This is a genomic window from Veillonella montpellierensis, assembly GCF_947090115.1.
GTDB classification, from domain to species: Bacteria; Bacillota; Negativicutes; order Veillonellales; family Veillonellaceae; genus Veillonella; species Veillonella montpellierensis.
In genome coordinates this window covers 59,883-73,431 of sequence record NZ_CAMUMS010000010.1, presented here as the reverse complement: position 1 = coordinate 73,431, position 13,549 = coordinate 59,883, and the positions used below count along the sequence as shown (strand labels likewise).

At 38.3% G+C, this 13,549-nt stretch carries 10 protein-coding genes and 6 tRNA genes; all 16 read left to right on the top strand.

Annotated features, from left to right (window positions below; translation table 11 throughout):
• Nucleotides 1-14: 14 nt before the first annotated feature.
• The 16 genes from P6940_RS06550 (at nt 15) to narH (ending at nt 13,547) form a co-directional block, all read left to right on the top strand.
• A complete protein-coding gene (locus P6940_RS06550; protein WP_277293548.1) occupies nt 15-275 on the top strand; it encodes a hypothetical protein in 261 nt (86 codons plus the stop codon).
• 30 nt (nt 276-305) lie between these two features.
• On the top strand, nt 306-1,061 hold the full coding sequence (locus P6940_RS06545; protein WP_277293547.1) for an exodeoxyribonuclease III: 756 nt from the start codon (nt 306-308) through the stop codon (nt 1,059-1,061).
• 82 nt (nt 1,062-1,143) lie between these two features.
• Nucleotides 1,144-1,842, top strand: a complete 699-nt coding sequence (gene queC, locus P6940_RS06540; protein WP_277293546.1) for a 7-cyano-7-deazaguanine synthase QueC — start codon at nt 1,144-1,146, stop codon at nt 1,840-1,842.
• 108 nt (nt 1,843-1,950) lie between these two features.
• Nucleotides 1,951-2,026, top strand: a tRNA-Thr gene (locus P6940_RS06535).
• A gap of 129 nt (nt 2,027-2,155) precedes the next feature.
• On the top strand, nt 2,156-2,635 hold the full coding sequence (locus tag P6940_RS06530; RefSeq protein ID WP_338116629.1) for a QueT transporter family protein: 480 nt from the start codon (nt 2,156-2,158) through the stop codon (nt 2,633-2,635).
• 212 nt (nt 2,636-2,847) lie between these two features.
• Nucleotides 2,848-2,923: transfer RNA gene (locus P6940_RS06525), tRNA-Thr, on the top strand.
• A gap of 3 nt (nt 2,924-2,926) precedes the next feature.
• Nucleotides 2,927-3,011, top strand: a tRNA-Tyr gene (locus P6940_RS06520).
• A gap of 9 nt (nt 3,012-3,020) precedes the next feature.
• Nucleotides 3,021-3,096: transfer RNA gene (locus P6940_RS06515), tRNA-Met, on the top strand.
• A gap of 30 nt (nt 3,097-3,126) precedes the next feature.
• Nucleotides 3,127-3,202, top strand: a tRNA-Thr gene (locus P6940_RS06510).
• 5 nt (nt 3,203-3,207) lie between these two features.
• A tRNA-Met gene (locus P6940_RS06505) sits at nt 3,208-3,284 on the top strand.
• A gap of 127 nt (nt 3,285-3,411) precedes the next feature.
• On the top strand, nt 3,412-4,599 hold the full coding sequence (tuf, locus tag P6940_RS06500) for an elongation factor Tu (RefSeq protein WP_277293138.1): 1,188 nt from the start codon (nt 3,412-3,414) through the stop codon (nt 4,597-4,599).
• Nucleotides 4,600-5,010: 411 nt separating this feature from the next.
• Entirely contained in the window at nt 5,011-5,385 is a 375-nt protein-coding gene (locus P6940_RS06495) for a CGGC domain-containing protein (protein WP_028257761.1), read from the top strand.
• A 45-nt stretch (nt 5,386-5,430) separates the two neighbouring features.
• Entirely contained in the window at nt 5,431-6,294 is an 864-nt protein-coding gene (locus P6940_RS06490) for a DMT family transporter (protein WP_277293545.1), read from the top strand.
• 122 nt (nt 6,295-6,416) lie between these two features.
• Nucleotides 6,417-7,898 (top strand): DASS family sodium-coupled anion symporter, encoded by a 1,482-nt coding sequence (locus P6940_RS06485; protein ID WP_277293544.1) that lies wholly within the window; start codon nt 6,417-6,419, stop codon nt 7,896-7,898.
• 557 nt (nt 7,899-8,455) lie between these two features.
• Nucleotides 8,456-12,139 carry a nitrate reductase subunit alpha gene (locus tag P6940_RS06480; RefSeq protein ID WP_028257758.1) on the top strand — a complete coding sequence of 1,228 codons (3,684 nt, stop codon included), beginning with the start codon at nt 8,456-8,458 and terminating at the stop codon, nt 12,137-12,139.
• A complete protein-coding gene (gene narH / locus P6940_RS06475; protein WP_277293543.1) occupies nt 12,129-13,547 on the top strand; it encodes a nitrate reductase subunit beta in 1,419 nt (472 codons plus the stop codon). Before P6940_RS06480 ends, narH begins: the two co-directional genes overlap by 11 nt.
• Nucleotides 13,548-13,549 lie beyond the last annotated feature (2 nt).

Genomic DNA, 13,549 nt, shown 5'->3' with positions numbered 1-13,549 from the left:
ATAAGGAGTTATGTATGAGAAGTTTGAATCGTATATTATTAATTGTGGCATTAATGGCAATTGTTTGGCATATATATCAAAATGGTATACAGTTGATTAATGTAGGCGCATTAGTTGTGTTGGCGGCCTCATCTTGGCTAGAAAAGTGGGCAGCTAAGAAGAGAAAAGCCTTAGATGCTCAATATCGTCGTGATTGTGAAGAAGCGCAGCGTAAAAGTAGTGAACGAGAAACAATCGATATAGATGGGCATGTTGAAAAGGAAGATCATCAATAGATTACATAGGTAAAAGTTATAGGAGATAGTATGAAGTTAGTATCATGGAATGTAAATGGGTTACGAGCAGCTGTTACGAAAGGCTTTATGGATGCCTTTCGTGAACTAGATGCAGATATGTTTTGTTTACAAGAAACAAAGTTACAGCCAGAACAAATTGAAATGGTGTTGCCTGGTTATGAACAATATTGGAATAGTGCGGTAAAAAAAGGCTATAGTGGGACGGCTCTGTTTACGAGAGTTAAACCTCTAGCGGTGACAAACGGCCTAGGCATTGAAGAACACGATCAAGAAGGACGAGTTATCACTGCAGAGTTTGATAACTTTTATTTAGTGACTTGCTATACACCGAATAGTAAACGAGAATTATTACGCCTTGAGTATCGCATGGAATGGGAAGATGCATTCCGTACATATTTATTGGGATTGAATGCGAAAAAACCAGTCATCGTTTGTGGTGATTTAAATGTAGCCCATCAAGAAATTGATTTAAAAAATCCTAAAACAAATCGTCGTAATGCAGGTTTTACTGATGAAGAAAGAAACAAGATGACCGAATTGTTACAAGCAGGATTTACGGATACTTTTAGATATAAGTATCCAGATGCGATAGAAGAGTATAGTTGGTGGTCTTATATGGGCAAAGCTCGTGAGAAAAATACGGGGTGGAGAATTGATTATTTCATTACATCCAATGATATTGTTGATAAAATTGAAGATGCGAAGATTCATCAACATATTTTTGGCAGTGATCATTGCCCAGTAGAATTGGATATTAAGTTATAAATGAAATGGTAGATGGAAAAGCATATATTAGCAGGACCATACATGCTTTTTTAGTATTTGTAAGAATTGATGGAAGCATACTATGATAAATGAAAGAAATGAACGTGCCGTTGTTTTATTGAGTGGCGGTGTTGATAGTACTACTTGTTTAGCCTTGGCTATTGAACGATTTGGAAAAGATTGTGTTATACCGTTGTCTATTTTATACGGACAAAAACATAGTAAAGAATTAGAAGCGGTGCATGCTATATTAAATTATTACCATATGCAAGGACAATCATTGGATGTAACAAAAATATTTGCTTTTAGTAATTGCTCTTTGTTGCAACAATCTACAGAATCAATCCCTGAAGGATCCTATGCAACGCAGCAAGCAAATAGCGGTAGCGATGTAGTGAGCACGTATGTGCCTTTTCGCAATGGCTTGTTTTTATCAGCGGCTGCGTCATTAGCACTTTCATTAGAAGCTAGCCATGTATATTATGGAGCTCACAGTGATGATGCAGCGGGCAATGCGTATCCTGATTGTAGCAATGCTTTCTATAATGCTATGGGCACGGCCATCTATGAAGGTAGTGGCAAGCTATTAACTTTAGAAGCTCCTTTTATCAATGTTTCTAAAGCAGATGTTATTAAAGAAGGCATACGATTAGGGGTTCCCTATGAATTAACATGGAGTTGCTATGAAGGTGGTGCAACACCTTGTGGTCATTGTGGTACCTGTATTGATAGAGCACAGGCATTTGCCGCTAATGGGATTGAGGATCCTGCTATCAAATAAGCACATTACTATGTATCATATACATTTTATTAAAATTTTTTTATGTTTATACAAAAAAAGACTTGCCAAAAATAAATCTGGTATGATACTATAACAAAGTACTAAGGTGCTGGCGTAGCTCAACTGGTAGAGCAGCTGACTTGTAATCAGCAGGTTGTGGGTTCAATTCCTATCGCCAGCTCCATTTTACAATTACATAAGACAGTTCGTAACCATCCTGTCTATAAACAAAACTAGGAAGACATAAGCTAAGCAATATGAGTATGGTTAACCATACTCTTTTTTTATGTAAAAGGAGGTGAGTGTGATGAAGATTAATTCTATTAGACGATTAACTATCTCTTCTATGGTAATAGCTATTTATATTGTTGTTTTATATATTACACAAGGTATGTCTTTTGGCCCTTATCAAATTAGAATTGCCACATCTTTATATGCACTTGCTTATATCTTTCCTTTTCTCGTTATTCCCATGGGGATTGCTAATTTGATTGCTAACTTTTTATTTGGCGGTTTAGGCTGGCTCGATTGCCTTGGCGGCTTTGGTGTGGGCATCATTACAACCATGATTATTGTAGGCCTAAAACGGCGTCAAATGAATCTATGGTGGTCACTCTTACCTATTGTGATTGTTCCTGCTGTGTGCGTATCGGCATGGCTAGCATATGTATTGCATATCCCTTATACGGTGTTGATTTGTAATCTGTCGGTGGGGCAAGTTATTCCTGCTGTGGTAGGATGCTTACTAGTGCAATTATTAAAACGACGATTAGTACTACCTATTAGAAAGTAAGCGGATAGTTATTAGATATAGTGTGAGTAATTTGGAAGTTAAAAAAATAAAAAAAGCACTTGCATAAGATAATCTAGATGTGGTATATTAGTTAAGCACTAAGGAGTGGCAATAATTGAGAGGCTTTGGTTGCATGGTATTTGAAAACTAAGCAATAAAAAATTATTGACAAGCTTATTGCCTGAGTGCTATAATATATCTTGTTATGAAATGCTGGCGTAGCTCAACTGGTAGAGCAGCTGACTTGTAATCAGCAGGTTGTGGGTTCAATTCCTATCGCCAGCTCCATATGGAGGGATTCCCGAGCGGCCAAAGGGAGCAGACTGTAAATCTGCCGTCTTCGACTTCGAAGGTTCGAATCCTTCTCCCTCCACCATTTTTTCATAGCGGGGTGGAGCAGTTGGTAGCTCGTCGGGCTCATAACCCGAAGGTCGCAGGTTCAAGTCCTGTCCCCGCAACCATAATTATAGCAACAGTATAATTTCTATTATGCTGGTGTAGCTCAGTCGGCAGAGCGTATCCTTGGTAAGGATAAGGTCACCGGTTCAATCCCGGTCACTAGCTCCATATACGGCGGCATAGCTCAGTTGGCTAGAGCAATCGGTTCATACCCGATGTGTCCGCGGTTCAAATCCGTGTGCCGCCACCATACCTTCCTTAGGAAGGCTTTTTTTATATGTAAATTTTGGGTAGATACTTTATATTTATCTTGCTTTATACTATAATGGATATATACACCATTATTTTGTTATGATGAAGGAGGCTATTTACTTAAAATGGCAAAAGAAAAATTCGAACGTACAAAACCGCATGTTAACATTGGTACTATCGGTCACGTTGACCATGGTAAAACAACATTAACAGCAGCTATTACTAAAGTATTGGCTGAAAAAGGTCAAGCTGATTTCCAAGACTACAGCATGATCGATAAAGCTCCAGAAGAACGTGAACGCGGTATTACAATCAATACAGCACACGTTGAATATGAAACAGCAACTCGTCACTATGCACACGTTGACTGCCCAGGCCATGCTGACTATGTTAAAAACATGATCACTGGTGCTGCACAAATGGACGGCGCTATCTTGGTAGTATCCGCAGCTGATGGCCCTATGCCTCAAACTCGTGAACACATCTTGTTAGCTCGTCAGGTTGGCGTTCCAGCAATCGTTGTATTCTTGAACAAAGCTGATATGGTTGACGATGAGGAATTATTAGAATTAGTAGAAATGGAAGTTCGTGAACTTCTTTCTTCCTACGAATTCCCTGGCGACGATATTCCAGTAGTTATCGGTTCTGCTTTAAAAGCATTAGAAGGCGATGCAAAATACGTTGCTAAAATTGAAGAATTAATGGATCAAGTTGACTCCTACATTCCAACTCCAGTTCGTGATACAGACAAAACATTCTTGATGCCTGTAGAAGACGTATTCACAATTACAGGTCGTGGTACAGTAGCTACTGGCCGTGTAGAACGTGGCGAAATTAAAGTAGGCGACACTGTAGAAGTAGTAGGTCTTGCAGATGAAGCAAAATCTTACGTAGTAACAGGTCTTGAAATGTTCCGTAAAACATTGGATGAAGCAGTAGCTGGTGATAACGTAGGTGCTCTTCTTCGCGGTGTTGAACGTAAAGATATCGAACGTGGTCAAGTATTAGCAAAACCAGGTTCCATTCATCCACACACTAAATTCAAAGGCGAAGTATACGTGTTGACTAAAGAAGAAGGTGGCCGTCATACTCCATTCTTCTCCAACTACCGTCCACAATTCTACTTCCGTACTACAGACGTAACTGGTGTTATCAGCTTACCAGAAGGTACAGAAATGTGTATGCCTGGTGATAACATCACTATGGATATTGAATTAATCACTCCAATCGCTATCGAACCAGGTCTTCGTTTTGCGATTCGTGAAGGTGGTCATACAGTAGGCGCTGGTGTTGTTACTGAAATCGCTGACTAAGAATAACACATATATACGCTTATATGAATAGTCATCCTCCTCGTATTTACTATGATAAATGCGAGGAGGATTTTTGTTATATACTGTTAGAGTGAGACATTTTATTGATAGAAGACTATACACTACTATCTATGCGAAAAAGATAAGGAGTTGATAACATATCATCTAATGTATATATTAGAGGTATTTATATTGTATTATATGTTAGAAAGATGAGTGTTTATGGTGAACCTTTGTTACTAGATGTGATTTACATTGGAATATACAAATGAAAAGTGACAGTACTGATCTATACACTATAGGACTATGTGGTACTTTTATATTGTTATATAGATGCTAGTGATGAATAGAGGAATTACTAGTTACTAGGAAGACTGTTGTTAGACGTGCAGGTTATATTAAGGAGGTTATATGAAAAAAGTAGCAATTTTAGTCAATGAAGAAACTATGCAACGTTGTTCATGTGGTGGATGTTTAGGCGCATTATTTGATAAAAAAGATGCTTTCGCACGATATGGGGATGAACCAATTCAATTGGTGTCGATGACGCATAGTGGTGGTGATTTAGAAAAGAAAATTGCCACATTGCTCAAAAAAGGGGTAGACGTTGTTCATTTATCGACATGTACACGTGGTAAAAATGAAAATTACGAGGCTATTGCTCATCGATTAGCAGAAGATTTTAATGTAGTTGGATATACACATGGTAGTGCTGTTTCTAAAAATGGTGTAGAAGCTATTATACTAGATAAAAATCATGGTCATACTTCGTCAGAAACTAAATAAGATATGATATGCAATGAACATGTGTGATAGAAAAAGGAGAAAATTATGGGGAAACGAGTACAAGTAGTATTATGGGCATTTATAACAATTTTATTCTGGGCATCAGCATTTCCTTTTACAAAATATGTTATATATAGTGTAAGTGCTACTTCGCTTGCAGAAGCGCGCATGATTATTGGCGCTCTTGTATTATTGCTAGTTACTAGTAAACAAGGCCTGTCGTTTCCTAGGCGAAAGGACTGGATACTATTTATTGGAATAGCGATAGCTGGTAATATTGGTTATCAAATTGTCTTTAGTCTCGGCATACTATCCATTCCAGCAGCTACTTCTAGTATTATTATGGTTTTAACACCACTTATTGTAGCCAGTATGGCCTATGGTATTTACAAAGAACGATTACATACTATGGGCTGGCTATGTATTATAACAGCTTTCATAGGAGTGGGGATTGTATTGTTATGGGACGGCATGTTATATATACAAATGGGTGCTATATGGACCTTATTAGGCATGTTACTCTTTGCTGGCTACACTATACTAAGCCGTGAATTATCAATGAAAGGATACACACCATTGACAATTGCTACTTGGGGTATGGTTGTAGCTTCTTTTATGGGGATACAATGGATACCATCTATGATAGAAGAGTTAGCGCATGTGACGATGATTGAGGGTGGTATGATTTTCTTTTTAGGAGCTTTATCTAGTGCTGTAGCATTTATTACATGGGCATATGCATTGGAATTAGCAGAAAAAACAGCAGATGTAACATGTTTTATGTTTTTATCACCTGTTATTGTTACTGGTATGAGCTGGGCATTGTTAGGCGAATTCCCTAATAGGGGATTTTTTATTGGTGGTGCATTAATTATCATTTCTTTATTTTTATTTAATAAATATCGATAAGTATTCATGTGATTACTAACTGATAGAAATTATTTTGTTAAGTCTATCATTATAATTAACTTGTTTTCAATTCATAGTTTGATATACTAGGAAAGTACTGTTTTTCTAAGGAGATATGAAATATGAGTGAAAAGAAAGTTGTACCACTTTGGAAATTGTTAGCACCAGTTGTGGTAGCTGTTATTGTTTGGCTAATTGGTGCTCCTACAGGTCTTGGCGCAGGTGCGTGGCTGTATGTTAGCATTTTTGCAGGGTTAGTAGTAGGTCTTATTTTAGAACCAATGCCACCAGCATTTGTAGGTCTTATTGCTATCATCGTATCTATATTATTTAGAGTAGGGCCAGCGGTAAAAATTGATGCATTAACAGGAAATGCATTTCCTATTACTAGTGCGGCGGCTATTAGTTGGGGGCTTAGCGGCTTTTCCAACACTATTGTGTGGTTAATTTTTGCAGCATTTATGATAGGCATCGGCTATCAAAATAGTGGATTAGGCCGTCGTATTGCATTGTTTTTAGTACAAAAATTAGGAACATCTTCATTGGGATTAGGATATGCCATCGCTTTAACAGATTTGATATTAGCCCCATTTATACCGAGTAATGCGGCTCGTAGTGGTGGCACAATTTACCCTGTTGTTAGTAGTATCTGTCCTATGTTTGATAGTTATCCAGATAAAAACCCTAGAAAAATAGGGTCTTATTTGACCTGGGTTAGTTTGGCTACTACCTGTGTATCTAGTTCTATATTTTTAACAGGGCAAGCGCCTAATCCATTAGCTGTCGAATTAGCAGCTAAATCGGGCGTTGTAACTATGAGTTGGACGTCTTGGTTCTTGGCTCTATTGCCAGTAAGTATCATTTTATTTATTATTACACCATTGTTGGCCTATATTTTATGTAAGCCTGAAGTCAAAGGTTCTTCAGAAATTGCGAAATGGGCTCGTACGGAGTTTCGTACATTAGGAACTATGAGTTTTGGCGAAATAGCCATGGCATGTATTTCTGTATTAGCGTTGGTATTGTGGATCGGTTCTAGTTATTTTGGTATTAATCCAACCACTACTGCATTAATTGTTATCATTTTGATGGTTCTTACAAAAATTATTACATGGCAAGATTTTTTAGCTAACAAACCAGCTTGGAATGTTTTGACTTGGTTTGCTACATTGGTACCGATGGCAAGTGGTTTAAAAAATGTGGGATTTTTAAATTGGTTAGCCCATATGGCTGGAGGTACACTCGTATCATTAGATCCGACAATAGCTATGTTAGGTTTGTTAATTGCCTTTTGTGTATTGCGGTATTTCTTTGCATCAGCAACCGCCTATGTAACGGCTATGGTGGGTTTATTTGTTGCATTAGTACTAGAAATTCCTGGTGTGAATGCTACAGAAGTAATGACCATATTATTATTACCAATGGGGATAATGGGTGTATTAACTCCTTATGGTACTGGTCATAGTCCAGTTTGGTTTGCCAGTGGCTTTATCAAGGGTCCTGAATTTTGGAAACTTGGATTTATTTTTGGATTTATTTACTTAGCAATTTTTATCATTGTAGGGATTCCTTGGATTCGGTTTATTTTACCGTATATAGGCTGATCGAGGTCCTGTACAATAATTAGTATTACTTAAATAGAAAACAGTTACTACAGTATGTAGCTTATATATTTCTTAGCTAGATACGCATCTTATGTGTATCCGTATAGAATATATAGGCTACATTTTTGTTTCTCAGATATTTTTAGAGAGTGCAGCTAGGTTATGTAGTGTGACTCCATGATGATATTACACAGTGAATAGGATAGACTATGATGGGGATAGATACACGTAAATTTAGTGATTTCTTTAGCTTTATTACTACTATTTTGTGTAGGTCATATACATATGGGGAGAATAGAGATAATAACCGTTGCTAGCAATAGTAGAATCATCATACACATTACGTATAGTTAGATAGTGACATATATCACTAATTTTTCCCCATTATAGATTGTACGAGAGAATCAATACAAGACCTATAGGATGTATGCATATTAGTAACGATACTAGTAGCAGATATTACTAAATGGAATGTGATATATATTATACTTGTGAGATTTGTTACATTCATAATCAGAGATTTTCAGTACACTAAAAGTAAGTAGGAGGGTATATATATGAGTAATCTTTTTCAAAAGTTTAAGTATTTAGTACCAATTCATACATCCAAAGATGGGCATCAACAATTACATGAAGGTGGTCGTGATTGGGAACAAATGTATCGTGATCGTTGGTCATTTGATAAAGTTGTTCATTCTACGCATGGTGTTAATTGTACAGGATCGTGTGCGTGGAATATTTATGTTAAAAATGGATTAGTGGCTTGGGAAAATCAAATTCACGATTATCCAGAAACAGATGAATCTATGCCTGATTTTGAACCTCGTGGATGCCCAAGAGGGGCGTCGTTTTCCTGGTATTTATATAGTCCGCATCGTATTAAATACCCTTATTTAAGAGGAGAACTCGCTGAGTTGTGGCGTGAGGCTAAAAAAAATCATAGTACGGCACTTGCGGCTTGGCAAAGTATTGCTAATGATCCAGGTAAAAAGAAAAAGTATAAGCAAGCTCGTGGCATGGGGGGATTTGTTCGTTCTACATGGGATGAAGTGTCTGAGTTAGTAGCCTGCTCGTTATTGCATACAGCAATCACCTATGGGCCAGATCGTAATTTTGGATTTTCCGTTATTCCTGCTAAATCTATGTTAAGTTATGCTGGAGGACTTCGATTCCTACAATTAATGGGCGGTGTTGGTTTATCATTCTACGATTGGTATGCGGATTTGCCACCAGCAAGCCCACAGGTATGGGGCGATCAAACAGATGTACCAGAATCATCAGATTGGTTTAATGCAGGATATATTATTACTTGGGGATCAAATGTACCACTTACACGGACACCGGATGCACATTTTTTAGTAGAAGCTCGTTATAAAGGGACTAAAATAGTATCCATTGCGCCGGATTATGCAGAATCTACTACCGTTGCGGATACATGGATACCACTCAATGTGGGCAGTGACGGTGCTATGGCTATGGCTATGGGGCATGTTATATTAAATGAATATTATTGGGGACAACCAAGTGAATTTTTCACTACCTATACTCGCAACTTTACAGATTTTCCATTTTTAGTACAACTCGATGTAGATGGAGATTATTTTAAACCAGGTCGTTTCTTAAATGCTAATGATTTAGGCCGTGACGATAAAAATGCAGAATTTAAGTATTATGTAATAGATGAGTTGACTGAAGAATTAGTAATTCCTAATGGCACCATGGGCGATCGTTGGGACCGTAAAGAAAAATGGAATCTCCGTGAAGAAAATTCCGATACAGGCGAAGCGATTAAACCATTGTTATCTATCTTAGACCATCGGGATGCAGTAGTGACGATTAATTTACCCTACTTTGGTAATGAACGTGAAAGCCGCGTATTGCAACGGCCTGTACCAGTAAAACGAATCCAAACAGTTAATGGAGAACGGTTAGTTACCACTGTGTTTGACTTAACTATGGCTAATTATGCAGTGGACCGTGGCATTGGCGGTGATGTAGCTCGTAGTTATGAAGATGATATACCGTATACACCATCTTGGCAGGAAAAATATACAGGTGTGCCAGCAGAAACTGTTATTCATACAGCTCGTGAATTTGCTGATAATGCGATTAAGACTAACGGGCGTACCATGGTTATTATGGGCGCAGGTATCAATCATTGGTTCCATGCAGATGTTATTTATAGAACCATCTTAAACTTATTACTATTTTGCGGTTGCGAAGGCCGTAACGGTGGTGGATGGGCTCACTATGTAGGGCAAGAAAAACTTCGCCCTCAAGAAGGTTGGGGCGCCATTATGAAAGCTGGTGATTGGCAAAAACCACCGCGGTTACAAAACTCCACATCATTCTATTACTTTGCTACAGGACAATGGCGTAATGATGAAATGGATATGCAAGATTTAGTATCTCCTGTAGAAAGCAATTCCTTACGCTATAGAAACCCTGGTGACTATAATGTGTTGGCCGCACGATTAGGTTGGTTGCCATCGTATCCGACTTTCAATAAGGGCGGTCAACAATTAACTGATGAAGCCATGTCTCAGAATATGAGTGTAGCTGACTATATTGTCAAGAGTTTACAGGATAAAACGTTGCAATTTTCAGTAGAAGATCCTGATGCGCCAGAAAACTTCCCACGCAATTTATTTGTTTGGCGATCTAATTTAGTAGGTTCGTCCTCTAAGGGGAATGAATTCTTTATGAAATACTTGTTAGGTACTAAACATGGTGCTTTTGCAGAAGAAGAAAGTCGAGTGAAACCGAAAGAAATTAAGTGGCGTAGTGAAGAAGAAATTAATGTACCTGGTGGCGCTGGTGAAGGTAAACTTGATTTATTAATTGATTTAGATTTTCGTATGGCTAGTACAGCGTTATATTCTGATGTAGTTTTGCCAACGGCAACGTGGTATGAAAAAGATGATTTGTCTTCCACCGATATGCATCCGTTTGTACACCCTTTCCAGGCCGCAGTGGATCCTTTATGGGAGTCGAAAACAGATTGGGAAATTTTCAAAACCTTAGCACAAGCTGTTTCTAAGGTGGCAAAAGAATCGGATTTACCAGTTTACAAAGATGTAGTAGCAGTGCCATTAGGTCATGATAGTGAAGGAGAAATTGCACAACCGAATGGTCAAGTTAAAGATTGGAGTAAAGGTGATTGTGAACCAATTCCAGGAAAAACAATGCCTAAATTAGTAACGGTAGAGCGCGATTTTAAACAGATTTACGAAAAATGGATTGGTTTGGGACCCAATATTTCTAAGCAGATGAGTTTTGAAACGATGACGTGGGACTCTCAAGAATTCTACGAAGAAGTAGGACGACGTAATGGATATATTGATAATAAGGACTATGTATCGTATGGATGTCCATCTATTTTCACTGCGAAACAGGCGGCGGATGCTGTGATGGGAGTATCCAGTACGACGAATGGTAAGGTAGCCGTTAAACAATGGCGTGAAATGGAAAAACATACAGGCCTTTCTAATTTAACACGACTTTCTGCTGACCGTGAAAGTGAGCGGTTCACCTTTGAAATGGTGGCTGTACAACCGAGAGAAACAATTACGTCTGCTATTTTTACTGGAAGTAATCAGAATCGTCGATATACACCGTTTACAAATAATGTTGAAGAATTGATTCCGTTCCGCACAATTACTGGTCGTCAGTGTTTCTACTTAGATCATGAAATGATGCGTGAATATGGAGAAGCACAAGCAGTCTTCCGGCCAATTTTAGATTATGCACCTATGAAACACGCTATTGGTGGCACTAAAGAAATTACATTGAAATATTTAACACCGCATAATAAGTGGAGTACGCATAGTATGTACTTTGATAGTCAACAATTATTGACATTATTCCGTGGTGGTCAAACTGTATGGATGAGTGAAATCGATGCCGCTAAAATTGATATTAAAGATAACGATTGGGTAGAATTGTACAATCATAATGGTGTTGTCACATCACGAGTGGCGGTGTCTCCTCGTATTCCAGAAGGCGTTGTATTTATGCACCATGCACAGGATCGCCATATTAATGTGCCTGGCTCTCAACTATCCGGTACTCGTGGTGGTACGCATAATTCACCAACTCGTATTCATATGAAACCGACACATATGATTGGTGGTTATGGTCAATTAAGCTATGGATTTAACTATTATGGACCTACAGGAAATCAGCGTGATATGTATGTAATTGCTCGTAAAATGGAGGAGGTTGATTGGCTTGAAGATTAAGGCACAAGTGTCCATGGTAATGAATCTTGACAAGTGTATCGGTTGTCATACTTGCTCCATTACTTGTAAGAATGTATGGACTAACCGCGAAGGTGCGGAATACATGTATTTTAATAATGTAGAAACAAAACCAGGTATTGGATATCCTAAAAATTGGGAAGACCAAGAGCAATGGAAAGGTGGCTGGGAATTAAAGGATGGAAAATTAGCATTAAAATCTGGCTCTAAAGGATTGCGATTAGCTAAACTTTTCTTTCATCCAGAACAACCAGAATTACATGATTATTATGAACCGTGGACCTATGACTATGAAACATTGATTCATTCTAAACGAAAAAATCATCAACCCATTGCGCGTCCTCGCTCGCTTATTACACAGGAACGTATGGAAATTAACTGGGGTCCTAACTGGGAAGATGATTTGGCTAATGGAGAAACAGCACGACAAGATGTGAATTTAAAGAACCTTGCCGAGTCTATTACGATGGAATTCAAAGATCTATTCATGAAATATTTACCGCGTAATTGTAATCATTGCTTGAATCCAGCCTGCGTAGCGGCGTGTCCATCAGGGGCTATTTATAAGCGCGATGAAGATGGGGTTGTTCTTGTATCGCAAGATGTATGTCGTGGGTGGCGCCATTGTGTACCATCATGCCCGTATAAAAAAGTATATTATAATTGGAAAACTAATAAAGCGGAGAAATGCACATTCTGTTTTCCTCGCTTGGAAAATGGATTGTCGTCTATTTGTGCAGATACCTGCGTAGGGCGTATTCGTTATCAAGGGGTACTACTCTATGATATGGACAAAGTAGAAGCGGCAGCATCTGTCACTAATCCACAAGATATTTACGATCATTTATTAGACGTTATTTTAGATCCTCATGATCCAATAATTATTGAAGCGGCTCGGCAAGAAGGCATTCCAGTAGCGTGGATAGAAGCAGCACAAAATTCGCCAGTGTATAAACTGATTAAGGAATGGAAAGTATCATTACCATTGCATCCCGAATATCGTACATTACCAATGGTATGGTATGTGCCACCGTTGAGTCCTATTACGCGTGCTGTAGAGTCAAATGTATACTTGCCAGACTCAAAAGAGATGCGGATTCCATTAGCCTATTTAGCAGAGCTATTTAGTGCTGGCAATGTAGAAGTAGTGGCGAATACATTACAACGGTTATTGGATATGCGTGCCGTTATGCGTGCTAAAGAGGTGCATGAAGCATTACCAGCTCAGTTAGAATATGATGAGGCTACTTATGAAGCTATGTATCGATTAATGGCAATTGCTAAATATAAGGATCGCTTTCATATTCCAGCTGGTATGCATGAACAATCACAGGAAAAATTGAAAGAATTGCAAGGTAGTTGTGGCTATCATTGCCCAGGGGGGTGCTAAGT

Excerpts from the sequence above, each read along its gene's own strand:
- P6940_RS06495 (WP_028257761.1), top strand. The coding sequence starts at position 5,011 with ATGAAAAAAGTAGCAATTTTAGTCAATGAAGAAACTATGCAACGTTGT.
- P6940_RS06490 (WP_277293545.1), top strand. The coding sequence starts at position 5,431 with ATGGGGAAACGAGTACAAGTAGTATTATGGGCATTTATAACAATTTTA.
- P6940_RS06545 (WP_277293547.1), top strand. The coding sequence starts at position 306 with ATGAAGTTAGTATCATGGAATGTAAATGGGTTACGAGCAGCTGTTACG.
- P6940_RS06550 (WP_277293548.1), top strand. The coding sequence starts at position 15 with ATGAGAAGTTTGAATCGTATATTATTAATTGTGGCATTAATGGCAATT.
- P6940_RS06485 (WP_277293544.1), top strand. The coding sequence starts at position 6,417 with ATGAGTGAAAAGAAAGTTGTACCACTTTGGAAATTGTTAGCACCAGTT.
- tuf (WP_277293138.1), top strand. The coding sequence starts at position 3,412 with ATGGCAAAAGAAAAATTCGAACGTACAAAACCGCATGTTAACATTGGT.
- P6940_RS06480 (WP_028257758.1), top strand. The coding sequence starts at position 8,456 with ATGAGTAATCTTTTTCAAAAGTTTAAGTATTTAGTACCAATTCATACA.
- queC (WP_277293546.1), top strand. The coding sequence starts at position 1,144 with ATGATAAATGAAAGAAATGAACGTGCCGTTGTTTTATTGAGTGGCGGT.